23 protein-coding genes are annotated in these 26,883 nt (G+C 63.1%); 13 read left to right on the top strand and 10 right to left on the bottom strand.

The annotated features are described in order from the left end of the window. The first annotated feature begins 32 nt into the window (after positions 1–32). Together WDX12_RS27265 and WDX12_RS27270 are read left to right on the top strand one after the other, a co-directional pair. Positions 33–263, top strand: coding sequence for a DUF1289 domain-containing protein (locus tag WDX12_RS27265; RefSeq protein ID WP_224667767.1), 231 nt, complete (start codon positions 33–35; stop codon positions 261–263). A gap of 10 nt (positions 264–273) precedes the next feature. Next, a complete protein-coding gene (locus tag WDX12_RS27270; RefSeq protein ID WP_320295668.1) occupies positions 274–978 on the top strand; it encodes a TIGR02281 family clan AA aspartic protease in 705 nt (234 codons plus the stop codon). 89 nt (positions 979–1,067) lie between these two features. Here the strand turns inward: WDX12_RS27270 and dusA are convergent, their stop codons facing one another. Next, entirely contained in the window at positions 1,068–2,066 is a 999-nt protein-coding gene (gene dusA / locus WDX12_RS27275; RefSeq protein ID WP_434722668.1) for a tRNA dihydrouridine(20/20a) synthase DusA, read from the bottom strand. A 116-nt stretch (positions 2,067–2,182) separates the two neighbouring features. Here dusA and WDX12_RS27280 point away from each other — a divergent pair, with 116 nt between their 5' ends. After that, positions 2,183–2,821: a tyrosine-type recombinase/integrase gene (locus WDX12_RS27280; protein WP_434722669.1), complete on the top strand. Its 639-nt coding sequence runs from the start codon at positions 2,183–2,185 to the stop codon at positions 2,819–2,821. 249 nt (positions 2,822–3,070) lie between these two features. Here the strand turns inward: WDX12_RS27280 and WDX12_RS27285 are convergent, their stop codons facing one another. Beyond that, on the bottom strand, positions 3,071–6,226 hold the full coding sequence (locus tag WDX12_RS27285; protein WP_434722670.1) for an FG-GAP-like repeat-containing protein: 3,156 nt from the start codon (positions 6,224–6,226) through the stop codon (positions 3,071–3,073). Positions 6,227–6,625: 399 nt separating this feature from the next. Between WDX12_RS27285 and WDX12_RS27290 the strand changes: the two genes are divergently transcribed. After that, positions 6,626–7,717 carry a helix-turn-helix transcriptional regulator gene (locus WDX12_RS27290; protein ID WP_434722671.1) on the top strand — a complete coding sequence of 364 codons (1,092 nt, stop codon included), beginning with the start codon at positions 6,626–6,628 and terminating at the stop codon, positions 7,715–7,717. Between the two features lie 79 nt (positions 7,718–7,796). Then, the gene (locus WDX12_RS27295) at positions 7,797–8,108 is read left to right on the top strand and encodes a DUF3303 domain-containing protein (protein ID WP_434722672.1); all 312 of its coding nucleotides are present in this window, start codon (positions 7,797–7,799) and stop codon (positions 8,106–8,108) included. 553 nt (positions 8,109–8,661) lie between these two features. Here the strand turns inward: WDX12_RS27295 and WDX12_RS27300 are convergent. Beyond that, a complete protein-coding gene (locus tag WDX12_RS27300; RefSeq protein ID WP_320295674.1) occupies positions 8,662–8,964 on the bottom strand; it encodes a DUF982 domain-containing protein in 303 nt (100 codons plus the stop codon). A gap of 308 nt (positions 8,965–9,272) precedes the next feature. Between WDX12_RS27300 and WDX12_RS27305 the strand changes: the two genes are divergently transcribed. Then, positions 9,273–10,730 (top strand): NCS1 family nucleobase:cation symporter-1, encoded by a 1,458-nt coding sequence (locus WDX12_RS27305; protein ID WP_320295675.1) that lies wholly within the window; start codon positions 9,273–9,275, stop codon positions 10,728–10,730. Between the two features lie 156 nt (positions 10,731–10,886). Here the strand turns inward: WDX12_RS27305 and WDX12_RS27310 are convergent, their stop codons facing one another. The 5 genes from WDX12_RS27310 to tpiA all read right to left on the bottom strand — a co-directional run bounded on the left by WDX12_RS27310 (position 10,887) and on the right by tpiA (position 16,042). Further along, positions 10,887–11,432 (bottom strand): DUF1697 domain-containing protein, encoded by a 546-nt coding sequence (locus tag WDX12_RS27310; protein ID WP_434722673.1) that lies wholly within the window; start codon positions 11,430–11,432, stop codon positions 10,887–10,889. Continuing rightward, the gene (locus WDX12_RS27315; protein WP_140642644.1) at positions 11,432–13,069 is read right to left on the bottom strand and encodes a CTP synthase; all 1,638 of its coding nucleotides are present in this window, start codon (positions 13,067–13,069) and stop codon (positions 11,432–11,434) included. The genes WDX12_RS27310 and WDX12_RS27315 overlap by 1 nt, the downstream gene beginning before the upstream one ends. 206 nt (positions 13,070–13,275) lie before the next feature. Continuing rightward, positions 13,276–14,406, bottom strand: a complete 1,131-nt coding sequence (locus WDX12_RS27320) for a L,D-transpeptidase (protein ID WP_434722674.1) — start codon at positions 14,404–14,406, stop codon at positions 13,276–13,278. A 214-nt stretch (positions 14,407–14,620) separates the two neighbouring features. Beyond that, the gene (gene secG, locus WDX12_RS27325; protein ID WP_434722675.1) at positions 14,621–15,112 is read right to left on the bottom strand and encodes a preprotein translocase subunit SecG; all 492 of its coding nucleotides are present in this window, start codon (positions 15,110–15,112) and stop codon (positions 14,621–14,623) included. Positions 15,113–15,274: 162 nt separating this feature from the next. Next, complete coding sequence (gene tpiA, locus WDX12_RS27330; RefSeq protein ID WP_320295679.1) at positions 15,275–16,042, bottom strand: triose-phosphate isomerase; 768 nt, start codon at positions 16,040–16,042, stop codon at positions 15,275–15,277. 143 nt (positions 16,043–16,185) lie between these two features. On the opposite strand from tpiA, the gene WDX12_RS27335 reads away from it, so the two are divergent. From WDX12_RS27335 to WDX12_RS27355, 5 genes are read left to right on the top strand one after another with little or no spacing between them, the layout of a single operon-like run. Beyond that, entirely contained in the window at positions 16,186–18,081 is a 1,896-nt protein-coding gene (locus WDX12_RS27335) for a peptidyl-prolyl cis-trans isomerase (protein WP_434722676.1), read from the top strand. Further along, positions 18,078–19,088 (top strand): anthranilate phosphoribosyltransferase, encoded by a 1,011-nt coding sequence (gene trpD, locus WDX12_RS27340; RefSeq protein WP_434722677.1) that lies wholly within the window; start codon positions 18,078–18,080, stop codon positions 19,086–19,088. Before WDX12_RS27335 ends, trpD begins: the two co-directional genes overlap by 4 nt. A gap of 5 nt (positions 19,089–19,093) precedes the next feature. Beyond that, a complete protein-coding gene (trpC, locus tag WDX12_RS27345) occupies positions 19,094–19,906 on the top strand; it encodes an indole-3-glycerol phosphate synthase TrpC (protein WP_434722678.1) in 813 nt (270 codons plus the stop codon). Between the two features lie 2 nt (positions 19,907–19,908). After that, complete coding sequence (gene moaC, locus WDX12_RS27350; protein ID WP_140802396.1) at positions 19,909–20,388, top strand: cyclic pyranopterin monophosphate synthase MoaC; 480 nt, start codon at positions 19,909–19,911, stop codon at positions 20,386–20,388. Further along, positions 20,388–21,593 (top strand): molybdopterin molybdotransferase MoeA, encoded by a 1,206-nt coding sequence (locus WDX12_RS27355; protein ID WP_434722679.1) that lies wholly within the window; start codon positions 20,388–20,390, stop codon positions 21,591–21,593. Before moaC ends, WDX12_RS27355 begins: the two co-directional genes overlap by 1 nt. A 120-nt stretch (positions 21,594–21,713) precedes the next feature. Here WDX12_RS27355 and WDX12_RS27360 read toward each other — a convergent pair whose 3' ends face one another. Beyond that, on the bottom strand, positions 21,714–22,544 hold the full coding sequence (locus WDX12_RS27360; RefSeq protein ID WP_434722680.1) for an alpha/beta hydrolase: 831 nt from the start codon (positions 22,542–22,544) through the stop codon (positions 21,714–21,716). Between the two features lie 249 nt (positions 22,545–22,793). Here WDX12_RS27360 and WDX12_RS27365 point away from each other — a divergent pair, with 249 nt between their 5' ends. After that, entirely contained in the window at positions 22,794–24,419 is a 1,626-nt protein-coding gene (locus tag WDX12_RS27365; RefSeq protein ID WP_434722681.1) for an AMP-binding protein, read from the top strand. Positions 24,420–24,434: 15 nt separating this feature from the next. On the opposite strand, the gene kynU is transcribed toward WDX12_RS27365, so the two are convergent. After that, entirely contained in the window at positions 24,435–25,682 is a 1,248-nt protein-coding gene (kynU, locus tag WDX12_RS27370) for a kynureninase (protein ID WP_434722682.1), read from the bottom strand. A gap of 456 nt (positions 25,683–26,138) precedes the next feature. Between kynU and lexA the strand changes: the two genes are divergently transcribed. Beyond that, positions 26,139–26,873, top strand: coding sequence for a transcriptional repressor LexA (lexA, locus tag WDX12_RS27375; protein WP_320295688.1), 735 nt, complete (start codon positions 26,139–26,141; stop codon positions 26,871–26,873). Positions 26,874–26,883: the final 10 nt, after the last annotated feature.

Genomic DNA, 26,883 nt, shown 5'->3' on the forward strand with positions numbered 1-26,883 from the left:
TGCACCATGTGGAATAAAGGCAAGAGAACAGCATGACCGCCATCGAATCCCCCTGCATCCTGGTTTGTTCGATCGATATGAAAACCGGCTTCTGCTTCGGTTGCGGCCGCACGCGCGACGAGATCTCCGGCTGGCTCACGATGACCCCCGAAACGCGCCGGGCGGTGATGTCCGAACTGCCGGCACGGCTCGAAACGGTCGAGCGGCGGCCGCGCCGCGAAACCCGGCGCACCCGCATGGCGCGCGAGCGCGGCGTTTTGTGAGAAAAAATCGATGAACCGGCTGTTCTGGATCGTCATGGCGGTGATCGGCGTCGGCGTCGTGCTGCTCATGCTCAACAATTCGGCCGGCCGCACTTTCGGCATGGACAACAATGATTTCGGCCGGCTGATCTGGGTCGGAGTGCTGGTGATGGTGATCGGTGCAAGCCTGCTCCGCTCCGGCCGGCCGATGGGCGACATGGCGCGCAACCTCGGCGTCTGGGCCGCGTTCGTGCTCGTGCTGATCGCCGGCTACCAGTATCGCTACGAACTGCAGGACGTCGCGAGCCGCGTGACTGCCGGCCTCGTGCCGGGCAGCCCGCTGGCGCTCGGCGTGGAGAATGGCCGCCCGACCGTCACGCTCGACAAAGCCGACAACGGCCATTTCGAAGCCCGCATCCTGGTCAACGGCACGCCGATACGCGCCGTGGTCGACACCGGCGCGACCAGCACGGTGCTGACGTCCGAGGATGCGCAGGCCGCGGGTTTCAACCCGGCGGCGCTCAGCTACAGCGTCGACGTCTCCACCGCCAACGGCATGGCGCGCGCGGCGATGGTCAAGACCGACGAGGTGGCGATCGGCGGCATCGTGCGCAAGGACATGTCGGTGATGGTCGCCGCGCCCGGCATGCTGGAACAGAGCCTGCTCGGCATGAACTTCATCGGCTCACTGTCGGGCTTCGACGTGCGCGGGGACCGCATGATCCTGCGGGACTAGAGCAATTTCAGGGAAAGTGTGAAACGGTCAGGCTCGGCGCCTTCGCCGTAGCCTTCCGTCCGAAATAGCGTCAAAACAAAGACTTATAGTCAGGCCGCCTCGGCTTCCGCCGCCGCGAAATCGATCGCCGCGAATGCGGTCCGCAGCACCTCCGGCCCCGCCCCCGGTTTGTTGGCGTCGGTGGAAAGAATCTGCCGGAAGCGGCGCGCGCCAGGCAGGCCGTGGAACAGTCCGACCATGTGGCGGGTGATGTGGCCGAGCCGCCCGCCCCGCTCGATATGGCGCGCGGCATAACTGGCCATGGCGTCGATCAGCGCCGCGTAGTCGAAGACGGCAGCCGCCTCGCCGTAGAAGGCGGCATCGACGCCGGCAAGGATGCCGGGCATGTGATAAGCGGCGCGGCCGAGCATCGCGCCGTCGACATGGCCGAGATGCGCCGATGCCTCGCCGAGCGATTGAATGCCGCCGTTGATACCTATGAAATCGTTCGGCTTTCTGGCCTTCAGCCGGTAGACGCGCGGATAGTCCAACGGCGGGATATCGCGGTTCTCCTTGGGGCTCAGTCCTTCCAGCCAGGCCTTGCGGGCATGCACCCAGAGCGCGTCGGCGCCGGCGGCGAGCACGCCATCGGCGAGCGTGTCGAGAGCAGGCTCGGGGTCCTGATCGTCGACGCCGATGCGGCATTTGACCGTGACGGGGATTTTCACCGAGGCCTTCATTGCCGCGACGCATTCGGCGACCAGAGCCGGCGTCTTCATCAGGCAGGCGCCGAATGTCCCCGACTGGACGCGATCGGATGGGCAGCCGACATTGAGGTTGATCTCGTCATAGCGGAAGGCTTCGCCGATGCGCGCTGCCTCGGCGAGTTTTGCAGGATCCGATCCGCCAAGCTGCAGGGCAACCGGATGCTCGACGTCGTCGAAACCGAGCAGCCGTTCACGCGCGCCATGGATGACCGCGTCCGCCACAACCATCTCGGTGTAGAGCAGCGCGCGGCGCGTCAACTGGCGGTGGAAGAACCGGCAATGCCGATCTGTCCAGTCCATCATCGGTGCTATGGCCACCGTATGCTCTTGATTTTTCAGCATTTTTTTCTTTACCATCAAATCGTTAGAACCTGCCGAGTGCACACGAACTTACGCCAGAATACGATCCTTTTCGCCACGTTTCGATCTCTCAGTGCACACGGAGCGCACACGAAAAAATGGCCACCTACACAAAGCTCTCATCCGGCTCCTGGCGTGTCCAAGTTCGTCGCAAGGGTCGCTACGTCAGCGAGACCTTCCTCCGCCGAGACAACGCACGGCGCTGGGCAACCGAAACCGAGCGCCAGGTCGATCGGGGTGAGACGCCGACCAAGTCCCGCATAGCGCGCCTTAAAACCTTCGGCGAACTTATCGACCTCCATATCGACGACATGTGCGATGTAGGCAAGTCCCCTCGCCGCTCCAAGGCTGCGGCCCTCGATATGCTCCAACGGCATCTGGGGAAGTGCAACCTCGCAGCGCTCGATCGCGAACGGCTCATTCGTTTTGGTCGTGACCGCGCCGCCCAAGGTGCCGAGGAGCGGCGGACAAAGCGCAGCAATGACGATGATCGAATTTTCCCGTTCAACCACAAGTCCGTCGGCACCGCCTTCCGTCGAGGCTGTGGTGACCTAGATATCCGCGACCTTCATTTTCATAATTTGCGGCATGAGGGAACGAGCCGCCTTTTCGAAGCTGGGTTCACAATTGAACAGGTAGCGCTGGTTCCAGGACACAAGGATTGGAAGATGTTGCGGCGCTATACGCACCTTAAGCCTGAGATGCTCCACACTATCCACGCGGCGAAGGTTGCATAGTTGAGGCGAGTGGCAGTATCAGTCCGAAATCTCGGGCGGAATTGAACGCCATCCGATGGATGGCATCATGCAAAGCCACCGCCCGCACCAAGCCATACTCTTGCCCGGCGCGTGCGGCATCGAAAGACGATGGAGAACTGCGGTGAAGGGCGGCACCGTTCAGTGCGGCGCCGCCGGGCCAGCTAGAGAAACAGTGATCCAAGTCGTCGTCATAATGAGGCGCAAACGTTCTTCATTACTCGAGAGCCCTCACGTGTGTTGAGGCAGGCTGAGCAGCATGTGTTGGCTGATCGCCGGCTGCGACGGATCGGTCAACGCGCCCCCATAGCCGCCACTGCTCATCGGGAAGGCCGAAGCCATGTAGTTCACCAGCAGTGCGACATCCGGGCCGATGTGCTCGTTCGCGCCTGCCAGCGTGTCCAGGATACTGTCGCCGTGTCTCGCGAAGCCCAGGATTGAATTCGGCCCCGAGGCATTGCTTAGGAGATCGAGCGTGCTAGATGCGACAAGACCCGGCTCAGGCCATGGAGTTTCGGTTGCGGGGTCGACCACTAATGTTCCCCCGCTGGCGTCCTTCGAAAGCGTCCAAGTGGAATGGGTGTAGTCCCCAAGGAGGTTGAGGCTGACGCTCTTGCTCCCGTTGCCGACCGTCAGCACGCCGCCCGCCGTGTTGCCCGTGTAAGAGGCGAGCATGTTCTTAGCCTTGGTATATGCAAGATCGGCAAGGTCCACTGCGTTGTTCGGTGTCAGTCCGGATATCTTGCCGGTGAACGTCGAGCTGTTGTCGAGCTTGAGCGTTCCGGATGCCCCGCTCGCGAACGTGACGTTTTCCGAGTCGGACGAGACGAATTCCAGACCGCCCCCCTTCATCAAGGTAAAGGAACCAGTGCCGCCGATCGCCTTCGTGATGATGGCCTTGGCGCTGTTGTCAACGGTGAATGTCTCGGATCCAGTGATCGTGCCGCTGAATGTGGCGACGGAGCTGTTTTTGACGGTCACTGAGCCCGATCCGCTAAGCTTTCCGGTGAAGCTCACCGTGCTCGTATTGGCTACGATCAGCGAACCGTTGTCGGAGAACGTCTCCGCGAGCGCGGCCGAACTCCCGACCAAGAACGTACCGCTGCTGCCGATCGAGACCGCACCTGCGTTCAGGCTCCCGCCGTTGAGTGCGAAGGTGCCAGCCGTGATCGTCAGCGCACCGTTCGAACCGCCCGCCCCAGCAAGCGTCAGCGCGCTGTTCTTGTCCGACACAGTCGCACCGGCGTCATTGACGATCAGCCCGTATGCGGCCGCTGGACCGGAAATCGTGACGGTGTAGGTTCCGGCTCGGTCGATCTCCGCGGCGACGCTGGCCGTTGGCACGCCGTTCCCCCAGTTCGAAGCCGTGCTCCAGCTTCCGCCCGCGGCGTTGGCCCAGTGGTCGTAGGTATCGACACTGAAATTCCCGGTGGTGCCCCCCGTCCCGGGATTGCCGTTGCCTTCCTGCCAGCTGTTCCCGGTCACGCTCACCGAGGCGTTGCCGATCTGGGTGTTCGCGGCGGCGGCGAACGTCGCCGTATAGGTCGTGGCGTTGACCTTCTGCAGGTTGCTCAACGCGCCGCCGACGACTGCCGCGTTCGCCAGCGCGAAGGAAACAGGCGCCTCGCTGAAGGAGAAGGTGACCGTCGCTGTCCGCGCGGACAGGGTGAGGTTGCTGCTGCTGACCGACACCGCCACCGTCGGGGTTACCGTGTCGACCATGAAGCTGCCGATGTCGCCGGCACTGCCCGCGTTGCCCGCCAGGTCCTGGTATCCGCCGGCGTTGACGCCCACATCCGCGTTGGCGACGTCGACGCCGTTCGCGGCGGTGAATGTCGCCGTATAGGTCTTGCCTCCGTCGCTGGTCTGCAGGTTGCTGAGCGAGCCTCCGCTCGCTGTGACGCTGGTCAGGCCGAAACCCGTGACCGCCTCGCTGAACGCGAACGTCACCACAGCCGTTTCGGCCGCGAGGTTAAGCTGGCTGTGATCCAGGGACAGGCTTACCTGGGGTGCGGTCTTGTCGATGGTATAGGGTGTGGTCTTGTCGATTGTAAAAGGTGGGGTGTTGTTCAGGAAGACAGTAACGGTACTCAGGTTCGGATCGTAGTTATAGTTATAGTTCGCAAAAACGAAATCCGGCCTGCCGTCGCCGTTCAGGTCAGCCGCTGCGTCGCCGTTAACGGAACCGACGCCAGCGAACGAGCTGGATGCTTGGAATGTCCCGTCACCATTGCCGAGCAGAATTTGGGCGCCCAGGACGATGTCGAGTTTGCCGTCGCCATTGATGTCGGCAGTGGCAACACGACCACCCCCATTCCCGTAGTAGCCAACCGCCGTGCCAAATGTACCATCGCCGTTGCCGAGCATAACCGAGGCCTGCGAACCGCCCACGATGAGATCAGGGACGCCGTCGCCATTCACGTCGGCAACCGCGATGGAAGCCGCGCCTGGCGAAACCGGATCGTAAGTCTTCGGTGCTTGGAATGTGCCATCTCCATTGCCGAGCAGCACCGATACGTTCGAATCGCGATTGCCGACGATGAGGTCCGTCTTGCCATCGCCATTGAGGTCGGCGGCGGCCAGGGTGTACGGATAAGGGCCAATGGCATAGCCCGGTTGTGGCGAGAAGGATCCATTGCCGTCATTGAGAAGCACTGAGACCGCAAAACTGTTGAAGTCGGCGACCGCCAAATCCGGCTTTCCGTCGCCATTGAAGTCACCTATCGCTACCGACGTCGGATAGTTTCCGGTCGCGACAGTATTCTGGGTTTGGAATGTGCCGTCTCCATTGCCGTAAAGAATGGAGACCGAATTGCTGTCGGCATTCGCCACGGCAAGATCGACCTTTCCGTCCCCGTTGAGGTCGCCGACGGCGATCGACCATGGGCTCGTGCCAGTGGCATAGGATGTGGGCGCGCCGAACGTGCCATCACCGTTGCCCAACTGGACGAATACATTCTGGCCGCCGACATATAGGCCAGTGTCGGGCGTAAGGAGGTCCAGTTTGCCATCGCCATTTACGTCGGCGAGAGTTGCCTCGATGGGATGTAGCGCAGGATTGTAACCGGCTGCCTGCGTGAATTCGACGGCCGGGAGAGGATTGCCTGCCAGATCAAGCACATTCCCGCCGACGAAGGCCAAAGCCACCGAGCCGTCACCTGTACCCGTAGCTATGGTCACAGTGTACTGTGTTCCGTCGCTGCCCGCGATGGGAGCGACGCTGGCAATGGAATCTCCCGTCACGGCCCCTGTGTTGGTGAGTGCGAATTGGCTCACGTCGACGCCCGTGACGGCTTCCGAGAAGGTCACGGTATACTGGATCATGTCAGAATTGGTGAGCGTCGGAGCGGCTGGGTTGATAGTATAAGTAGTGTTCGAGAAAGGCATTACTTATCCTCCAATGTGCGGTTTCATGAGCATTTTGGCGGCGTACTATATTGCCTCCTTCGCGGCATAAGGCTTACTTTAACGAAACCAGTAATTTAATTTGCATAATTAACGCTCCCGCCGGTTATGGGCGTAGCCCCCGATCTGCGTTAACGATCAGAGCGGGAAACTGGGTCTATGACCGGTGACGGCCACAGCGTGCATCACAGCCTCTCCCAAGGCGCACCGCTCCAAACCTGTGCCTGAGAGGATAGCGCTTCAGGGGGAATGCTCATGACCCAAATGGGCTATGGGCAGAAAAAACTCGCCGATTTCTCAACTGAATGGAGGAGGCGGAGCCCAAAATATTAGCGCATTCTTAAGTAGCGCCATGCACGAGGCCCGTGGCCGGGAGTGGTGATGTCTGCAGCTTTCGATTTTGCGGCGATCGAAGCCAGCCTGGTCGAGGCGGCTGTCGATCCGACGCGCTGGGACGAGGCGATGGAACGGGTCGCACAGGCCACCGGAAGCTTCGGCGCGCTGCTGTTCGATGTAGATCGTCATCTGCCGATCCTGCCGCGCACCCGCTCGGTTGCTCGGTCTTTTGAGGTTTACGTCAAGGACGGATGGCTTGAACGCGACGAGCGCTTCCGTCTGGTCCCGTTTCTGCGTTCCCGCGGAGTGGCGACGGACGAGGATCTTATGACGTCGGACGATGTCGCCAGGCATCCGTATTTCCAGGAATTCCTCGCCCCGTGCGGGCTGCGGTGGTGCGCCCTCGTCAAGATCGCGGCCGGCGACGCCTTCTGGTCTCTGTCCTTGCAGAGATCCATCGCGCAAGGGCCGTTCTCTCGAGAGGAACTTCAAGGCCTGAAGGTCCTGTCTGATCGTATCGGATCTGTTGCTGCGCTTGCCACGATGCTCGGCCTTGCGCGCGCGGACGCGGCACTGGACGCTTTCAGCGCGAGCGGCACGGCCGCCGTCATGATTGGCAACGACGGGACTGTGCTGCGCATGAACGGCGCTGCGGAGTCCCTGCAGGCCCGCGACCTCGTGACCAACGGCCGCCATTTGGCCTCGATCGACAAAGATGCGACGAACGCCCTGAACGCGGCGCTCCATGTGCTCTTGCGGAGTCCCCATCTCGCCTCATCAATGCCTCCTGCATCGTTGCCAAGGGCGCGAGGGCGCCCGCTGATTGCCTACCCCCTCCGCGTGGCGAACGTCACGTACAATTCGCTCGCTCCATGCCAAGCGGTCGTAATCCTGGTGGATCCAGACGCGAAGCGACAGCCGCCGGAGATTCACCTTCAGACGTCCTTCTCGCTGACATCGGCGGAAGCGAGGCTGGCAGCCATGCTTTCAAGCGGCGACACGCTGGAGGCTGCAGCCGCCAAATGCCGGATCTCGTACCAGACAGCGCGCAACCAATTGAAAGCGGTTTTTGCGAAAACCGGAACTCATCGACAGTCCGAACTGGTGTCGCTGCTGGCAAGGCTTGTGCCGAGCTGAGAAGGTATGTCCGGCACAAGCTGCAAACATGCGTTCCAAACAGAAGCTAACACACCAACACTAGAGAGAGGAGGAGATTATGAAATACCTCGTAAATTGGAGCGAGAGGCCACAGGGATCGGCGGTTGAATACGAGAACGTCCAAAAGCGCATCCTGAAAATCTTCCAGCACTGGGAGATACCCAGCGAAGTCAACGTGCATGCCTTCGTGGCGCGGGTGGGCGAATGGGGTGGTAGCATGCTGATCGAGGCAGATGACCCGTTGATAATCCACAAAATGTGTTCGACCTTCCCGGCGTTCCAATTCGACGTCCATCAGGTCATTGATGTTCAGGACGCGGTCCGCGTCGAGATGGAAGCCATCAAATGGCGGGATGAACTTCCTTCATGAGCGGTGACAACGAGGCGGCGCATTCTGACCGCACGCTTCTCCTAGTGTCTGCTTTCAGTGGCGGGCAGGACTCGGTTCTACAGCTGACATGACGCGCATTGCAGACATTCTGGGTCTGACCACCGGGCGCGACTGTCATCTTATGCCCATCACATCGTGGAGCGGAGAAGAGCCTGCATGTGTTCAGCGCGTTACGACCCGCATCAACTCCGGACGCCGCGCCGGCAGTCGGTTCGTGGCCGTCATATCGACGGCAATGGGTCCCGAATCGGTGTCTTTGCTCATATCGCCCACCAGTGTGCCCTTTGTTTCGGACTGTATCGCGGGTCGGGTGTGCTGAACAGAATACTCAGGCGACTGCCCCGGTGCTGTTGATGGGCATCGCGCTCACATAAGCGATTTTGCGGCGATTTCCTACCGGGTGCCCAGGAACTGCACGGAACAGACAAAGCGCTGGGAGACATCCCGGCCCTGTCAGGACCGGTGCAGAACAACAGAATACCCGCCGCGCCAGTCAGGCGCGGCGTTGTCGATCTTGCGAATACCGGCTGCCCTAACGCCTCAAGGCGTAGACATTATCCGTCGACGCGCCGCCCAGCGGCAGCGCCATGTCGTCGTCGAGCAGCCGGGTGATACGGGCAAAGCCGACAAAGGCTTTCCGCGCTTCCTCGGCCGACATCTTGCCCGACATAGCCGCCGCGCAGCAATTCAGGGCGCATTGATACACCGGGCCGCGTCTTCCCGTTGGCCACTTCCGCAGGAACACCATCGCCTCGGAGACGCTATCGACTTCCTCCACAGGGTATCCCTGCCCACGCGCAATTCGCACTGGGGTAAAGAAATGCAAGCGATCCATGATTATCCTCCCGGTCGGCCGCAGAGCAGCCGAACTTCATTAAACGCACGTCTCGCGGATCGGTTCCAAACAAATTTGGTTGCTGTCGGAAAAGTTTTGGAACCGACCAACCAGCGCCCGCTATGCGGGAAAGAGCAACACAGCGACTCAAAATCGATGAGCCTCGGATCGGCGATAACGGCGATTCTCATTGAATATCTTTAAGGCGAAAGCCGGCAAATGGGTTGCTTGCCGGTTCCCCTGGGTCAGGCTTAACCTCCCCGGTCAAACGCGTGAGGGCGCGTTTTGCAAAAAGGGGAACACTTGCAATGACCATTCAAGGCGCATCGCCTGACCTCTACAATGAGGATCTGGCTCCCGCAACGGTCAGGAACTGGGGACCGTTTTCGATCTTCAACGTCTGGACATCGGACGTCCACAGCCTCTGGGGCTACTACCTGGCGGCAAGCCTGTTTTTGTTCTGCGGCGGTTTCGTCAATTTCATCATCGCCATCGGCATCGGCTCGCTGATCATCTACGCGCTGATGAACATGGTCGGCTATGCTGGCGTGAAGACCGGCGTGCCCTACCCCGTGCTTGCCCGCGCCTCCTTCGGCATCTGGGGCGCCAACGTCCCGGCGCTGGTGCGCGCCATCGTCGCCTGCTTCTGGTACGGCGCCCAGACCGCCGCCGCCTCCGGCGCCATCGTGGCGCTGCTGACACGGCTGCCATGGTTCGACGAGTTCAACAAGAGCTCGCATCTTCTGGGACATTCGACCCTGGAGGTGATCTGCTTCGTCATCATCTGGGCGCTGCAACTGCTGATCATCCAGAAGGGCATGGAAACCGTGCGCCGCTTCCAGGACTGGGCCGGCCCCGCTGTGTGGGTGATGATGCTGCTTCTGGCCATTTATCTCTGCGTGAAGTCGGGGACGTTCGCCTTCACCAGCGACATCCCGATGGACGTGCTTCTTGAAAAGACCAAGGATGCAGGCGTGCCGGGAACGCCGGGCTCCTGGACGTCATTGTTCGCGGTAGCGGCGATCTGGGTGACCTATTTCTCGGCGCTCTATCTCAATTTCTGCGACTTCGCCCGCTACGCGCCCGACCAGGCGTCATTGCGCAAGGGAAACATCTGGGGCCTGCCGGTCAACCTCATCCTGTTCTCGCTCGTCGCCGGCGTCACCACGATTGCCGCCTATGACGTCTACCACGAGGTGCTGCTCCACCCCGACCAGATCTCGGCCAAGTTCGACAGCTGGTTCCTGGCCGCTCTCGCCGCGCTCACCTTCGCGGTTGCGACGCTGGGCATCAATGTCGTGGCGAATTTCGTCTCGCCGGCCTTCGATTTCTCCAACGTCTTCCCGCGCCAGATCGACTTTAAGAAGGGCGGCTATATCGCGGCGCTGATCGCCCTGGTGCTTTATCCCTTCGCGCCATGGGAAGGCAGCGCCGCCTCCTTCGTCAACATCATCGGCGCGACGATGGGCCCGATCTTCGGCGTCATGATGGTCGACTATTACCTGATCCGCAAAAGCGAGGTCGACGTCGAGGCGCTCTATCGCGAGGACGGCGAATTCCGCTTCCAGAGCGGCTGGCACGTCAACGCCTTCATCGCCGCCGGCATCGGCGCCATCTTCTCCTCGATCCTGCCGAACTTCACCAACTGGCTGCCGTCCTGGTGGGGTGTCTATGGCTGGTTCTTCGGCGTGGCGATCGCCGGCGCCGTCTACTACGTGCTGCGCACCATGGCGCTCGGTGCCGGGGCAAAGATGGCGAAGGCTTGAAACAAGGCAGTAGGCAGTAGGAATTAGGCAATAGAGAATGCCACCTACTGCCTACTGCCTACTGCCTACTGCCTACTGCCTACTGCCTACTGCCTACTGCCTACTGCCTACTGCCTACTGCCTACTGCCTACTGCCTACTGCCTACTGCCTACTGCCTACTGCCTACTGCCTACCATCTCCGCTAGCCTGCGCACCGTGTTCCAGTTGCGCGACGTGCCGACGCCCATGCGCTTGTGATTGGAAGCGGCAAGCAACCGCGAGCTCGGCCGCTCGCGCGAAAAGACGAGCCAGATATCGCCGTCGACCAAAAGCACTTTTTCATCTTTGGCGGCGTAGGTGGCAAGACTGGCTGCAGCTTCCTCAGGCACCCTTTCGCGCATCACGCGCACCGCGACCTGATCGGCAGCTTCCGCCGATTCAGCCGGGAATGGATTGCCGGCGGCAAGCTTCAGCCAGTCCTCGGCGCCGCGCACGATGATGTCGACATGCCGGCCGAAGGTCTTTTCGAAGGCTTTTTCCAGCCGCTGCTCGAGCTTTGAGACTTCGCCCGCCCGAGCCTCGAACACGAGATTGCCGGTCGCGACCAGCGTGCGGACGTTTTTCAGCCCGAGGCTTTCAGCCATGGCCTTCAGGTCGGCCATGACCACGCGCCGCCCCTCGCCCAGGATGATGCTGTAGAGCAGCGCGACATAGGTTTGCATCAAACGAGGCGGGACTGATCCACGGCGGCCGAAATAAAGCTCGCGAACAGCGGATGCGGGTCGAGCGGACGGCTCTTCAGCTCGGGGTGATACTGCACCCCGATGAACCAGGGATGATCAGGATATTCGACCGTCTCCGGCAGCACGCCGTCGGGCGACATGCCGGCAAACACCAGACCGCAATCCTCGAGCCGCTGCTTGTAGTCGATGTTGACTTCGTAGCGGTGCCGGTGGCGCTCGGAAATCTGCGTGTCGCCGTAGATATCAGCTATTTTCGAGCCCTTGGCGAGCTCGGCCTGGTAGGCGCCGAGCCGCATGGTGCCGCCAAGATCGCCGGTGACCCTGCGCTTCTCGAGCATATTGCCCTTCAGCCACTCGGTCATCAGGCCGACGACCGGCTCGTCGGTCGGGCCGAACTCGGTCGACGAAGCATGGTCGACACCAGCCAGCGAGCGGGCCGCCTCGATGCAGGCCATCTGCATGCCGAAGCAGATGCCGAAATAAGGCACCTTGCGCTCGCGCGCGAACTTTGCCGCCAGGATCTTGCCTTCGGAGCCGCGCTCGCCAAAACCGCCGGGAACGAGGATGCCATGCACCTTCTCCAGCCACGGCGCGGGATCTTCCTTCTCGAAGATCTCGCTTTCGATCCAGTCGAGCTTGACCTTGACGCGATTGGCGAGGCCGCCATGCGACAGCGCCTCGATCAGCGATTTGTAGGCGTCCTTGAGGCCGGTGTATTTGCCGACGATGGCGATGGTCACCTCGCCTTCCGGATTGTGGATGTGGTTGGAGAGCTTTTGCCACGGCTCCATGCGCGGTTTCGGCGCCGGGTCGATGCCGAAGGCCGCCAGCACCTCCGAATCGAGGCCTTCCTGGTGATAGGCCAAAGGCACGTCGTAGATATGCGGCACGTCCAGCGCCTGGATGACGGCGCTTTCGCGCACGTTGCAGAACAGCGAGAGTTTCCGGCGCTCTTCCTTCGGGATCGGCCGGTCGGCGCGCACCAGAAGGATGTCGGGCGCGATACCGATGCCGCGCAGTTCCTTGACCGAATGCTGCGTCGGTTTTGTCTTCAATTCGCCGGCCGTCGGGATGTAGGGCATCAGCGTCAGATGCACATAGACCGCGTTGTTGCGGGGCAGGTCGTTGCCGAGCTGACGGATCGCTTCCAGGAACGGCATCGCCTCGATGTCGCCGACCGTGCCGCCGATCTCGCACAGCACGAAGTCGTAGTCGTCATTGCCGTCCAGCACGAAATGCTTGATCTCGTCGGTGACGTGCGGGATCACCTGCACGGTCGCGCCGAGATAGTCGCCGCGCCGCTCGCGCTCGATGATGTTCTTGTAGATGCGGCCGGTGGTGATGTTGTCCTGCTGGTTTGCCGAGCGCCCGGTGAAGCGCTCGTAATGGCCGAGATCGAGATCGGTCTCGGCGCCATCATCGGTCACGAACACTTCGCCATGCTGGTATGGCGACATCGTCCCGGGGTCGACATTGAGATAAGGATCGAGCTTTTTGATCCGCGCGCGATAGCCCCGCGCTTGCAGAAGAGCCCCAAGAGCTGCTGCGGCGATGCCTTTTCCGAGTGAGGAAACCACGCCGCCTGTGATGAATACATATCGCGCCATGGGAGTCATCGCTTAACGCGGCCTGATTGATTCCGCCAGAGAAAAAACCGCCGCGAAGGCTTTTTCCCAAAAATGGCGCCGGTGCTCCCGAGGAGCCTTTGCGAAGCATGTTGCCCAAAAGCACAAAGCGGTTTGGGGGAACGACATGCATCAAAACAAGATTCAAAACAAAAGGGCCGGCGATGCCGGCCCTTTCGGCAGTTTGATGAAGGTCGTTAGATAATCACAACCTTGGTGCCGATCCTGACGCGGCTGTAGAGGTCCATGACGTGCTCGTTGATCATGCGGAAGCAGCCGTTGGAGGCGCTGGTTCCGATCGACTGGGGAGCAATCGTGCCATGGATGCGCAGATGCGTGTCCTTCTTGCCGTCATAGAGGTAGATGGCGCGTGCGCCGAGCGGGTTCTGGCCACCGCCGTTCATGCCGTCCTTGTACTGGCCGTAATGCTTCGGCTCGCGCTTCTGCATGTCGAGCGTCGGGATCCAGCGCGGCCATTCCTGCTTGTCGCCGACAGCCACGGTGCCCTTGAACTGCAGGCCTTCGCGACCGACCGCGATGGCATAGCGCCGCGCCGTCGAAAAGCTCTCGACGAGGTAGAGGCGACGAGCACTGGTATCGATGACGATCGTGCCCGGCTCATAACCCGAGAACGCAACGTCCTGCGGCACGAATTCCGGCTTCACCTTGAAAGGCCGCTTGGCGTCCTTCTTGGCCAGCGCCGAATCGAGCGCGCGGGTCTCGGGCAGGTAGCTGATCGAAGTCGTCCGGGCGCCGCCGCCGAAGAGGCCGTCGAACAGGCCGCCGCTGCTCGTCTGCTTTTGGCCGGGCTGCTCACTGCGCAGTTCACCATCGTTGCCGGTGGTGGCGATGTTCATGGCCTCAGCCGGGATAGGCTCCTCGGCATTGACCGGGATGACCGGCGCGACCGGCTCCAGCGGCGCGATGATCTTGGTGGTCTTCTTGGCCGGCTTGGCATCGGCGACTTCAGCCGGCGCGGCCGTACCCTTCTTCGCGAGCCATTCCTGGCGCGCCGCGTCAGCCTTGGCCTTGGCAGCCTCACGCATTGCCAACTTGCGAGCCTCGAGCGCCTTATCCTGCGCCGCCTGCTTGTCGGCGGCGATCCTGGCCTCGAGCTTGCTGATCTGCGCGAGATCGTCCGAGGAAGGGGTTTTCTTCTTCTTGAGAAGCTTCAGCTGCGACGCGTCGCTCTTGGCGGCGACAACGGGAATTGCGTCGGTCTTCTCTACCGACGGTGAAGAGACCATGTTTGCCGGTCCGGCGATGGCCGCGGAACCCATGCCGAGGACGGCACAGACTCCCAGAAGGATGAAGCTGCGAAGCTGCATGGCGAAGATCCGATCGTTCAAAAGCAAGTTGCCCACGGCGTCGCCCGGCGCCCCCCAAGGACGCCGAAAAGTGCCGCGCGCAATGTATAATCGATTAGCCGTCATCGCCTCAAGCTGAGGCAGGCGCTACGCCCGGTTGAATCTTCGTGATCGGACGCGCATTTGCCGCGACTGTGTTCAAAGAACAACAGATCGCGGCCCGGTGCTTTACCGGCTACTGGTTCGGAACCTGCGGGGTGACCGGCAAGGTGACGCCGTTGGTCGCCGGCGGCGTGGTTGGATTCGCGGTCGCCGGTGCTGCCGGGGCAGGCGTTGTGGCCGGAGCCGGCGCGGTGCCGTTGGCAAGCGGCGTGGTGGTCGTCGTGGCGCCGGCCGGAGCCGCTGGCTTGGAGGTGCCCACCGGCCCATTGGAGCCCGGCAGCTGGTTGAGCACGCCGTTGCCCTGGCTCGACGTCGCCGGACGATCGAGGATGTCGATCGGCTTCTCGCCGTAGCGGGCAATGATCGACAGCGCCAGCGACGTCACAAAGAAGGCCGCCGCCAGGATCGCGGTGGCGCGGGTCAGCGCGTTGGCGGCACCCCGCGCCGTCATGAAACCGGAACCGCCGCCGATGCCCAGGCCGCCGCCTTCGGAGCGCTGCAGCAGCACCACGCCGACTAGGGCGAGCACGACCATGAGGTGGACGACGATCAGTACGGTTTCCATAATTTATCCTGGCGAGGCCTTGCGCGACCGCGCATACGACCGATGATTTGGAGGCGGCTCCTTACAATGCTTTGGCGGCATTTCCAAGCCCGTGGCCGGGAATATGGGAAGCAATGCGGCCATTACAACGATTTAGGCCGCGCCAGCCTGCGGAGACGGTCTCTAAGCCATGTTCATGTAAGCTTCCGCGATGGCTAGGAAGTCCGCTGCCTTGAGGCTGGCGCCGCCGACGAGCGCGCCATCGACATTCTCGACGCCGAGCAGTTCCACCGCGTTGGACGGCTTGACCGACCCGCCATAGAGAATGCGCATCCTGGCCGCGGCATCGCCGAGCAACCCGGTCAGCTTGCCCCGGATGTGCGCATGTGCCTCGGCGACATCGGCGGCGGTCGGGGTCAGGCCGGTGCCGATGGCCCAGACCGGCTCGTAGGCGATGATGGTGTTGGCGGGAGTGGCGCTCGCCGGCACGGAGCCGTCAAGCTGGCGCGACAGGACATCGAGCGTGGCGCCTGCCTCGCGCTCGGCGCGCGTCTCGCCGATGCAGATGATGGCAACCAGCCCTGCCCGCCAGGCCGCCGATGCCTTGGCATGGACCATTGCATCGTCTTCGCCGAACAGCTCGCGGCGCTCGGAATGGCCGACGATGACGTGGCTCGCGCCGGCATCTTTGAGCATCTCGGCCGAAATCTCGCCTGTAAAGGCGCCGCTCTCCTTGGGATGGCAATCCTCTCCGCCAGCCCGCACCGGCGTGCGCGACAGGATCTCGGCGGCGCGCTGGAGCAAGGTCGCCGGCACGCACACCACCGCTTCGGTCTCCGCGTCGAGTCCGCTCATGAACCCGTTGCCGATCGACCGCAGCTCATTGAGCGAGGCGCTGGTGCCATTCATTTTCCAGTTGCCAGCGACAAGCGGGCGGATTCCAGGGGTCATGGGGCGCGTTCTCCGAGCGACATTAAGCAGCGCCCTCACTACCAAAATCAGGTCACAAAGCAATCGACAGTGGACCGGAAGGGCGCTATTGCGCTTGTTTCAAACTCGGCGCACGCGAAAATGCGCAAAAATCGGAAGTATGCATGCTTGGTATATTGAGAAGCGCGGCGGGCACCTGGGTCGCGAAGGCGTTGCTGTCCTTGCTGGTGGTTAGTTTCCTCGCCTGGGGCGCCACCACGCGCATGGTGGGCGGCGTGCTGGGAGGCCATCACGCGGTGATCACCGCCGGCGGCACGGAGGTCTCGATCAACGAGTACCGCCTCGCTTATGACCGCCAGCTCAGCCTTCTGTCGCAGCAATATGGCCAGCGCGTCACCCAGGAACAGGCCAAGCTGCTCGGTGTCGACAACCAGGTGCTGGCGCAGCTCGTTTCGGGTGCCGTGCTCGACGAGCAGGCGCGCAAGCTCGGGCTCGGCCTTTCCAAGGACCGGCTGGCCGAACTGACGCGTGAGGATCCGGCTTTCAAAGGGCCCAGCGGCCAGTTCGATCGCCGGACCTTCGAATATCTCTTGCGCCAGCTGGGCATGCGGCCTGAAGACTATCTCAAGAACCGTGCGCAGGTGGCCGTGCGTCAGCAGATCGTCGAGGCAATTTCCGACGGACTCAAGGTTCCGCAGACCTTCCTGAAGGCGGTCTCGCTCTATCGCGGCGAGGATCGCACCATCGACTATCTCGTGCTGCCGAAGACGCTGGCGCAGCCGATCGAGGCGCCGTCCGACAGCGCCCTCAACGCCTATTTCGACGCCAACAAGAAGAACTACGCCGCGCCGGAATACCGCAAGTTCTCCTACGTCCGGCTGGAGCCGCAGGACATCATGGATCCGTCCGCGGTGAGCGACCAGCAGGTAAAGGACGATTACAACAAGAACATCGCGCGCTACACGACGCCCGAGATGCGCACCATCGAGCAGCTGGTGTTCAAGACGCCGGATGCGGCCAAGGCGGCCTACGATTCGCTGAAGGCAGGCGCCACTTTCGACAAGCTCGTCACCGCCGAAGGAAAGACGCAGGCCGACACGGTGCTCGGCACGCTGGCCAAGGACAAGATCGCCGACAAGGCGGTCGCCGATGCGGCTTTCTCGCTCAATGCCAACGAGGTGAGCCACGTCGTCCAGGGCGCCTTCGGTCCGGTGCTCCTGCGCGTCACCGAGATCAAGCCGCAGGTGGTGAAGCCGCTTTCGGAAGTGTCGGACCAGATCCGCAAGGACCTGGCGCTCGGCGAAGCAAGCCGCATCCTGCTCGACGTGCATGACAGCTACGAGGACACCCGCGCCTCGGGCGCCTCGCTTGCCCAGGCCGCCGACAAGCTGAAGCTCAAGGTCGTCACCGTCGACGCCATCGACCGTACCGGCCAGCGGCCGGACGGCACCATCGTCAATGACCTGCCGGAATCGGCCGAGCTGATCAAGTCGGTGTTCGCGGCGGAGCCCAATACCGAGAACGAGGGCCTGACCACCGCTGACAATGGCTTCGTCTTCTACGAAGTGCAGTCGATCACGCCGGCGCGCGACCGCACGCTGGACGAAGTCCGCAAGAAGGTCGCGGCCGACTGGACGGAGGCCGAGACCGACAAGCGGCTCGACGCGAAGGCTCAGGAACTGGAAAAACGCCTCAAGGCCGGCACCACGCTCGACGTCATCGCCGGCGAGCTTAAGCTCGACAAACAGACCAAGCGCGGCCTGAAGCGCGAAGCCGACGATGCCGATTTCGGCAAGGAAGGCGCCGCGGCTATGTTTGGCGTCGGCGAAGGCGGCACCGGTTTGATCCCCTCGCCCACCGGCGACGGCCAGATCCTGTTCAAGGTCGCCGAGGTCTTCGAGCCGGCAGGCGCCGATGGCAGCGCGGTCCCGGACGACGCGCAGAAATCCTTCGGCGCCGGCATGTCCGACGACCTGCTCGACCAGTTGGTGGCGCAGTTGCAGTCGCAATATGGCGTTCGCATCGATCCGAACGCCGTTTCGCAAGCACAGACACGATGAGCGCTCTGAAGACACACATAGCCAAGGTCGCCACCGGCACCGCGCTTTCCTTCGACGAAGCGCGCGAGGCGTTCGACATCATCATGTCGGGCGATGCGACGCCCGGCCAGATCGGCGGCTTCCTGATGGCGCTGCGCGTGCGCGGCGAGACGGTGGGCGAAATATCCGGCGCCGTCGCCACGATGCGCGCCAAGATGCTGAAGGTGGAGGCGCCGCAAGACGCCATCGACATCGTCGGCACTGGCGGCGACAATTCGCATTCGGTCAACATCTCGACCGCTTCGGCCTTCGTCATTGCCGCCGCCGGCGCGCCGGTCGCCAAGCACGGCAATCGCGGCCTGTCCTCGCTGACCGGCTCCGCCGATGTGCTGACGGCGCTGGGCGTTAAGATCGATATCTCGCCTGAAATGATCGGCCGCTGCATCCACGAGGCCGGCGTCGGCTTCATGTTCGCGCCGGCGCATCATCCGGCGATGAAGCATGTCGGGCCGACCCGCGTCGAGCTTGGCACGCGCACCATTTTCAACCTGCTCGGGCCGCTTTCGAACCCTGCCGGCGTCAGCCGCCAGATGGTCGGCGTCTTCCTGCCGGAGTGGATCATGCCGGTGGCCGAGACGTTGAAGGCACTGGGCGCCGACCACGCCTGGGTCGTCCATGGCGACGGCTATGACGAGATCACCACGACGGGCGAGACCCAGGTTGCCGAGCTTGCTGGCGGCGAGATCCGCAGCTTCACCCTGACACCGGAAGCCGTCGGACTGAAGCGGCACACCAAGGAAGAGCTTCGCGGCGGCGACGCGGCCTACAATGCCAAGGAACTGCGCGATATGCTCAGCGGCGTCGCCGGCGCCTATCGCGATACGGTGCTGATGAATGCCGGCGCCGGGCTGGTCGTGGCCGGCAAGGTGACGACGCTGGCCGACGGCATTGCGGCGGCGGCGCAAGCGATCGATAGCGGCCGCGCGCTTGGCGTGCTCGATAAGCTGATCGAGATTTCGAACGGATAAGGCCCTTGTCGGACATCCTGCGCAAGATCGAAGCCTATAAGCGCGACGAGATCGCCGCGGCGAAGCTCGCCGCGCCGCTGGCCGAAATCAAGATGAAGGCCAGGGACGCCGAGCCGCCGCGCGGCTTCCTCGCGGCGCTGGAAGCCAAGCGCCGGGACGGCGGTTTCGCGCTGATCGCCGAAATCAAGAAGGCCAGCCCTTCCAAGGGCCTGATCCGCGCCGATTTCGATCCGCCGGCGCTGGCCAGGGCCTATCAGAAAGGTGGCGCCGCCTGCCTTTCGGTGCTGACCGACGCGCCGTCCTTCCAGGGCGCGCCGGAATTCCTGACGGCGGCGCGGGCAGCGGTACGCCTGCCGGCCCTGCGCAAGGATTTTCTGTTCGATCCCTATCAGGTATTCGAAGCGCGCGCCTGGGGCGCAGACGCGATCCTGATCATCATGGCGAGCGTCGACGACGCGCTGGCCAGGGACCTTGAAGCGACCGCCTTCGAACTCGGCATGGACGCGCTGGTCGAGGTGCATGACGAAAAGGAAATGGAGCGGGCGCTTCGCCTCTCGTCACGGCTGATCGGCATCAACAACCGCGATTTGCGGACCTTCGTGACCAGCCTCGATGTTTCGGAGCGGCTGGCGGCCATGGTGCCGGCGGACCGGCTGCTGGTCAGCGAAAGCGGTATCTTCACGCATCAGGACTGCCGCCGGCTGGAGAAGAGCAAGATCGGCACCTTCCTGGTCGGCGAGAGCCTGATGCGGCAGGCCGATGTGGCTGCCGCGACCGAGCTTCTGCTGACGGGCAAGGCGTCGGCCGAGGCCGTTTGAGGATGCCTGCCCTCACCCATCTTGGCGCAAAGGGCGAAGCCAACATGGTAGATGTCGGCGACAAGGCGGAGACGACGCGCACGGCGATCGCCGAAGGTTTTGTCTCGATGCGGTCCGAAACGCTGGAGATGATTCTCGCCGGCGACGCCAAGAAGGGCGATGTGCTGGGCACGGCCCGTATCGCCGGCATCATGGCCGCGAAGAAGACGCATGAGCTGATCCCGCTCTGTCATCCGCTGCTTCTGACAAAAGTTGCCGTCGAGATCGAGCCCGACCGTTCGTTGCCTGGCCTCAGGGTCACCGCGCTTGCTCGCGTCACCGGCAAGACCGGCGTCGAGATGGAGGCGCTGACCGCTGCCTCGGTCGCCTGCCTCACCATCTACGACATGGCCAAGGCGGCGGACCGCGGCATGGTCATTTCCGGCATCCGGCTGGTCGAGAAGACCGGCGGCAAGTCCGGCGACTACAAGGTGGATGCCTGATGGCTTTGGTTCCGGTGGCCGAGGCGCTCGAACGCCTGCTCGACGGCGCAGCACCTTTGCCTGGCGAAAGCATTCCGCTCGCCGAAGCGGCTGGGCGGGTCCTGGCGGAACCGGTTGTGGCGCTGCGCACGCAGCCGCCGTTCAACGCCTCCGCGATGGACGGCTATGCCGTTCGTTTCGCCGATGTCGCTTCGGCGCCGGCTGAGCTCGAGGTCATGGGCATGGCGCCTGCCGGACGCGGCTTCTCCGGAACCGTCGGAAAAGGCCAGGCCGTGCGCATCTTTACCGGCGCGCCGCTGCCTGAAGGTGCCGACACCATTGTCATCCAGGAAAACGTCCGCGATCTCGGCAACCGCCGGATCGAGGTGATGGAGCCGACCGCGGAAGGACGCAATGTCCGTCGCCGCGGGCTCGACTTCGGCCAAGGCGACGTGCTGCTCGAAAAGGGCCGCGTGCTCGACGCGGCGGCCCTTTCGCTGGCGGCCTCGGCCAACCACCCTGCCTTGAGCGTCGTGCGCCGGCCGCTGGTTGCGATCATCGCCACCGGCGACGAACTGTTGCCGCCGGGCAGCACGCTTGGCCCCGACCAGATCATTTCGTCGAATGCCTACGGCGTTGCCGCCGCCGCCCAGTTGGTCGAGGCGCGCGCGCTCGACCTCGGCATCGCCGCCGACCGGAAAGAGGCGATCGCCGCGCTGGTCAGGAAAGCAGTCGAGGCAAAAGCTGATGTCATCGTCACGCTCGGCGGGGCTTCCGTCGGCGACCACGACCTGATCCATGATGTGCTGACCGGCGAAGGCATGAAGCTCGACTTCTGGAAGATCGCCATGCGCCCCGGCAAGCCGCTGATGTTTGGCCGGCTTGGCAATGTCCGTTGCATCGGCTTGCCTGGCAATCCGGTGGCAAGCATCGTCTGCTCGCAACTTTTCCTGAAGCCGCTCCTTGCCAGGCTCGGCGGCCGCGATCACCGGCAGGACGTGCGAACGGCCAGGCTGGGCGCCGCGATGCAGGCCAACGATCTCAGGCAGGACTACGTGCGCGCCGTCGTGCGCGAGGACGCCGGCACCCTGGTCGCGACTCCTTTCGGCATCCAGGACTCCTCGATGCTCAGGATGCTCGCCGATGCCAACGGCCTGATCGTGCGCCAGCCCTTCGCGCCTGCCGCGGAAGCCGGCGCCGAATGCAGCGTGCTGATGCTGCGCTAATACGTCGACGAAGTCGATCGTTCATGCATCGACGCAGCCGATCGTCCACACGTCGGCGAAGCCGATCATTCACACGTCGGCGAAGCGATCGTTGATCCATCGACGCAGTGGATCGTAGTTCTACTCGTCGACCAGCGTACGGGTCAGGGGATGATCCGGATCGGCGAGCCCATCCACAATATCGAAATGATGCCGGTCCGGCTCGACCACTGAACGGGTTGCGGCGCCGAGCCCGGTCCAGATGTTGGCGAGCAACGCGCTCTGGCGCAGGAATTCCGAGCGCTCGCCGCCGCCGACCCAACAGGTGACGCGGGCTCCCTGCCGAGGCCGCAGCAACGCCGGGCTTTCGCTCAACGCTTCCTTCTCGTCGATGTTCAAGGTCTCGTTCAGCGCGGTGAACATCAGCGGCCGAAGGTCGTGCAGACCTGAAATCGAAACGACCTGGCGTATGCGTCGCGCCACATCGGATGACAGCGGCGAGGCCGCGGTCACCATCCGGCTGGCGAGATGCCCGCCGGCCGAGTGCCCGGTCAGCATCAGCGGACCATCGATCATCGCTGCCGCCCTCTCGATCGCGGCCGCAACCTCGTTGACGATGCCACTGATCCTGGTCCGCGGGCAAAGGGTGTATGAGGGCATGGCGACGGCAAAACCGTGGCCGACAGCACCTCCAGCCAGATGCGACCAGGAGGTCTTGTGCGACTCCATCCAGTAGCCGCCGTGGATGAACACGACGAGCCCCTTTGGAGCGGTGGTCGGGAGAAACAGATCGAACCGGTTGCGCGGCGCTTCGCCATACATGATGTCGAGCCGCGCCCTGCCTTCTGCCACCAGCGTGTCGCGGAATTGCTGAGCCGGGCCATCCCAGGCCGCCGGCCAGCGGTCGCCACCCGCGATGTTCGCGCCATTGGCATAGGCATTGTTCCAATCCGCGATGCGATGTTCGACCAACCGTGCCTCCCAAGACGCGCAGCTTCATCCAGCAATGGCCGGCTGCAGGGATCACGTCAATGCTCCGGAACCAAAACATTTTAGGCTTGAAACAAATTTGGGCCGGTGCGATCCTGCCTTACGAACGGCCGACGACAGGAGGTCTGCCGAACGCCCAAGCCCGCCCACGCTCGCCCCAAGGCGGTGTCACGAAGGTACGGCCGGGGTGCGGCAAACCTCCTTGGGCAAAGCAGGGAGGATGACGGCTACATGCTTGGACCTTCAGCGCATACCGACACGTTCACGCGCGATCACCTGCCGCCGCCCGAGCAGTGGCCGGATTTCCTTCTGGATGGGTTCGACTATCCCGAGCGTCTCAACGCCGGCGTCGAACTGACCGACAGGCTGGTCGAGAAAGGTTTCGGCGATCGCACCGCGCTCATCGGCAATGGCCGCCGCCGCACCTATAAGGAATTGTCCGACTGGACGAGCCGCCTGGCGCATGCGCTGGTCGAAAACTATGGCGTGAGGCCGGGCAACCGGGTGCTTATCCGTTCGGCGAACAATCCCGCCATGGTTGCCTGCTGGCTGGCCGCCACCAAGGTCGGCGCCGTCGTCGTCAACACGATGCCGATGCTGCGCGCCGGCGAACTTGGCAAAATCGTCGACAAGGCCGAGATCGGCATCGCGCTTTGCGACACGCGGCTGATGGACGAGATGACGGCCTGCGCCAAGGAGAGCGCCTTCCTCAAGCAGGTCATCGGCTTCGACGGCACCGCCAACCATGACGCGGAGCTCGATCGCGCCGCGCTCGACAAGCCCGTGACCTTCAAGGCTGTCGACACCGGCTGCGACGACGTGGCGTTGCTTGGCTTCACTTCAGGCACGACCGGCGTGCCGAAGGCGACCATGCATTTCCACCGCGACCTGATGATCATCGCCGACGCCTACGCCCGCGAGATCCTCCAGGTGACGCCCGACGACGTCTTTGTCGGTTCCCCTCCATTGGCCTTTACCTTCGGCCTTGGCGGGCTTGCCATTTTCCCGCTCCGCTTCGGCGCGGCGGCGACATTGCTGGAGCAGGCGACGCCGCCCAACATGATCCACATCATCGAGACCTACAGGGCGACCATCTCCTTCACGGCGCCGACGGCCTACAGGGCGATGCTCAAGGCCATGGACGAAGGCGCTGACCTGTCTTCGCTGCGCGTCGCCGTGTCTGCCGGCGAAACGTTGCCCGCTCCCGTCTTCGAAGAGTGGACGCGAAAGACCGGCAAGCCGATTCTGGACGGCATCGGCGCCACCGAGATGCTGCATATCTTCATCTCCAATCGCTTCGACGACATGAAGCCCGCATCGACCGGCAAGCCGGTGGGCGGCTACGAGGCGCGCATCGTCGACGAGGAGATGCGCGAGTTGCCGCATGGCGCGACGGGAAGGCTGGCGGTGCGTGGGCCGACAGGCTGCCGCTACATGGCCGACGATCGCCAGAAGGACTATGTGCGGGATGGCTGGAACCTGACGGGCGACACCTTCGTGCAGGACGAAGACGGCTTCTTCCATTTCGCCGCCCGCTCCGATGACATGATCGTCAGCGCCGGCTACAACATTGCCGGGCCGGAAGTCGAGGCCGCGCTACTGTCGCATCCGGATGTCGCGGAATGCGCCGTCATCGGCGCCGAGGACGCCGAACGCGGCCAGATCGTCGAGGCGCATGTCGTGCTGGCGCCGGGCGCGGCGCCGGATGCCGCGACGGTCAAGCGTCTGCGGGATCACGTCAAGGCAACGATCGCGCCCTACAAATACCCGCGCTCGGTGAAGTTCATCGCCGCCTTGCCCAAGACCCAGACCGGCAAGATCCAGCGCTTCCGCCTGCGCGCCGAAAAGCCCCATTGAGCGAGAAAGCCCGATTCAGGTGACGGCCTCCTTGACCGCGAAGCGCGCTTCCCGCCAGACGCCGGTGCGCAGGATGTCTTCCAGCACTTCGACGGCCTCCCAGACATCCCGATAGCCGACATAGAGCGGTGTGAAGCCGAAGCGGATGGTGTATGGCGCGCGGAAATCGCCGATCACGCCGCGCTCGATCAGGGCGCGCATCACCTGGTAACCGTGCGGATGGGCGAACGACACCTGGCTGCCACGCTCGGCGCCATCGCGCGGGCTTTCCAGTTCGAGGCCGAAGGCGCCGCATCGGGCTTCGACAAGCCGGATGAACAAGTCCGTCAGGGCGATGCTTTTGTCGCGCACGGCATTCATGTCGACCTTGTCCCAGAGGTCCAGCGCGCCCTTCAGCGCCCGCATCGACAGCACCGGCTGTGTTCCGCACAGGAACCGGCGGATGCCCGTGCCGATGGCGTAGCCCTGCTCGAACGCGAAAGGCCGGGCGTGCCCCCACCAGCCGCTGAGCGGCTGGCGAATGTCACCGTGGTGGCGGTTCGCGGCGTAGATGAAGGCGGGCGCGCCCGGGCCGCCATTGAGGTATTTATAAGTGCAGCCGACAGCGAAATCGGCACTGAAACCATCAAGATCCACCGGCAACGCGCCTGCCGTATGGCAGAGGTCCCAGACGATCAGCGCGCCGGCTTCGTGGGCCTTGCGCGTCAAGGCCGCCATGTCGCGCAACCGGCCGGACTTGTAGTTGACGTGGTTGACCAGGATGACCGCGACTTGGCTGTCGATCAGCTCCTCGATCGTCGGGGCGTCGACACCTTCGAGCCGCAGCACCGTACCAGGACGCGTGGAGGCCACGCCCTCCGCCATGTAGAGATCGGTCGGAAAACTGTCGCCCTCGGCAACGATCACGGATCGGTCGGGCCGCATCGCCAGCGCCGCATGCAGGACCTTGTAGATGTTGATCGAGGTCGTATCGCAAACGACGGTCTGTCCGGCCGCCGCGCCGATCAGCCGCCCGAGCCGGTCGCCCAGTTCGACCGGCATTTGGAACCAGCCCGCGGTATTCCAGGCGCGGATAAGATCATGCGCCCATTCGCGCGTTGCCGCTTTCTCGATCTCGTCGAAAACCTCGGAGGACGCCGCACCCAGCGAGTTGCCGTCGAGATAGATCACCCCTTCCGGCAGGATGAAGCGATCGCGCAGGGCGCGCAGCGGATCCGCGGCATCCATCGCCTCGACTTCAGCACGGCCAGGAATTCCCCTCATCGCGTTACCGCCTCCATCTCGACCCAGCGCCGCTCGCAAATCGCCAGACGGCCAACGGCGGTTGTCTCACCCCAGTCGGCGTCGGGGCAAGAACCTTTCGTCCTGTGTTAGCTGGTCCATAGACCGCGAGAACAGTGAACCGGCAAATCGCCGAAGTTGGCATTTTGGGTTCGTTTCGTTCACGGTGCAGCATGCGCAAAGGGTGGTCCACGCGGTCCGACCCGCGCTTTCGTGATGGCGCTGCCTGCTGTTTCAACTTAGGCAGTGCTGCAAAATCGAACGGAATCAATGCCACCGCCCTACTGGCGGCGGCTGGCGTCCTCGAATGCAACATTGTTTCGGCAGCCTTAAGAAATTCATTAAACTTTAAACGGTTGCGGAACACAACTGGAACAGATAGTGTTTGTTCTGGGTTTGTTTTTCCGATTCTGGTTTCAGAACCCGTGGGGGCCGCCAATGCTGACGCGCAAACAACATGAACTCCTGATGTTCATCCATGAACGCCTGAAGGAGAGCGGGATTCCTCCATCCTTCGACGAGATGAAGGAGGCGCTGGACCTTGCCTCGAAGTCCGGCATCCACCGGTTGATCACGGCGCTGGAAGAGCGCGGCTTCATTCGCCGGCTGCCGAACCGGGCGCGCGCCCTCGAAGTCTTGCGCCTGCCCGACTCGATCGCGCCTGGCCTGAATGCCGCGAAGAAGTTCTCGCCAAGCGTCATCCAGGGCGGCCAAGGCAATCTCAACCGCCAGGTCAAGCCGGCAGCGCCTTCGCGCACGCCGACACCCAGCAATGACGACGACGCTGTTTCGGCCGTATCCATTCCGGTGATGGGCCGCATTGCCGCCGGCGTGCCGATCGACGCCATCCAGCACCAGACGCACTCGATCTCGGTGCCGCCGGACATGATCATGGGCGGCGAGCACTATGCGCTGGAGGTCAAGGGCGACTCGATGATAGAGGCCGGTATCTTCGACGGCGACACCGTCATCATCCGCAACGCCAATACGGCAAGCCCGGGCGAGATCGTGGTGGCGCTGGTCGACGACGAGGAAGCGACCTTGAAGCGGTTTCGCCGCAAGGGTGCCTCGATCGCGCTCGAGGCCGCCAACCCGGCCTATGAGACCCGGATCTTTGGACCGGATCGGGTCAAGGTTCAGGGCAAGCTCGTCGGACTTATCCGTCGCTACTGAGCAGGACCGC

This window comes from Mesorhizobium sp. RIZ17 (genome assembly GCF_051127865.1).
Lineage (GTDB): Bacteria > Pseudomonadota > Alphaproteobacteria > Rhizobiales > Rhizobiaceae > Mesorhizobium > Mesorhizobium humile.

Coding starts and splice junctions, on each gene's coding strand:
- WDX12_RS27295 (WP_434722672.1), top strand. CDS start 7,797: ATGAAATACCTCGTAAATTGGAGCGAGAGGCCACAGGGATCGGCGGTT.
- WDX12_RS27270 (WP_320295668.1), top strand. CDS start 274: ATGAACCGGCTGTTCTGGATCGTCATGGCGGTGATCGGCGTCGGCGTC.
- tpiA (WP_320295679.1), bottom strand. CDS start 16,042: ATGACCCCTGGAATCCGCCCGCTTGTCGCTGGCAACTGGAAAATGAAT.
- WDX12_RS27335 (WP_434722676.1), top strand. CDS start 16,186: ATGCTTGGTATATTGAGAAGCGCGGCGGGCACCTGGGTCGCGAAGGCG.
- WDX12_RS27315 (WP_140642644.1), bottom strand. CDS start 13,069: ATGACTCCCATGGCGCGATATGTATTCATCACAGGCGGCGTGGTTTCC.
- moaC (WP_140802396.1), top strand. CDS start 19,909: ATGCCTGCCCTCACCCATCTTGGCGCAAAGGGCGAAGCCAACATGGTA.
- secG (WP_434722675.1), bottom strand. CDS start 15,112: ATGGAAACCGTACTGATCGTCGTCCACCTCATGGTCGTGCTCGCCCTA.
- WDX12_RS27305 (WP_320295675.1), top strand. CDS start 9,273: ATGACCATTCAAGGCGCATCGCCTGACCTCTACAATGAGGATCTGGCT.
- lexA (WP_320295688.1), top strand. CDS start 26,139: ATGCTGACGCGCAAACAACATGAACTCCTGATGTTCATCCATGAACGC.
- WDX12_RS27300 (WP_320295674.1), bottom strand. CDS start 8,964: ATGGATCGCTTGCATTTCTTTACCCCAGTGCGAATTGCGCGTGGGCAG.
- WDX12_RS27285 (WP_434722670.1), bottom strand. CDS start 6,226: ATGCCTTTCTCGAACACTACTTATACTATCAACCCAGCCGCTCCGACG.
- WDX12_RS27310 (WP_434722673.1), bottom strand. CDS start 11,432: ATGCAAACCTATGTCGCGCTGCTCTACAGCATCATCCTGGGCGAGGGG.
- dusA (WP_434722668.1), bottom strand. CDS start 2,066: ATGCTGAAAAATCAAGAGCATACGGTGGCCATAGCACCGATGATGGAC.
- trpD (WP_434722677.1), top strand. CDS start 18,078: ATGAGCGCTCTGAAGACACACATAGCCAAGGTCGCCACCGGCACCGCG.
- kynU (WP_434722682.1), bottom strand. CDS start 25,682: ATGAGGGGAATTCCTGGCCGTGCTGAAGTCGAGGCGATGGATGCCGCG.
- WDX12_RS27265 (WP_224667767.1), top strand. CDS start 33: ATGACCGCCATCGAATCCCCCTGCATCCTGGTTTGTTCGATCGATATG.
- WDX12_RS27280 (WP_434722669.1), top strand. CDS start 2,183: ATGGCCACCTACACAAAGCTCTCATCCGGCTCCTGGCGTGTCCAAGTT.
- WDX12_RS27320 (WP_434722674.1), bottom strand. CDS start 14,406: ATGCAGCTTCGCAGCTTCATCCTTCTGGGAGTCTGTGCCGTCCTCGGC.
- WDX12_RS27355 (WP_434722679.1), top strand. CDS start 20,388: ATGGCTTTGGTTCCGGTGGCCGAGGCGCTCGAACGCCTGCTCGACGGC.
- WDX12_RS27290 (WP_434722671.1), top strand. CDS start 6,626: ATGTCTGCAGCTTTCGATTTTGCGGCGATCGAAGCCAGCCTGGTCGAG.
- WDX12_RS27365 (WP_434722681.1), top strand. CDS start 22,794: ATGCTTGGACCTTCAGCGCATACCGACACGTTCACGCGCGATCACCTG.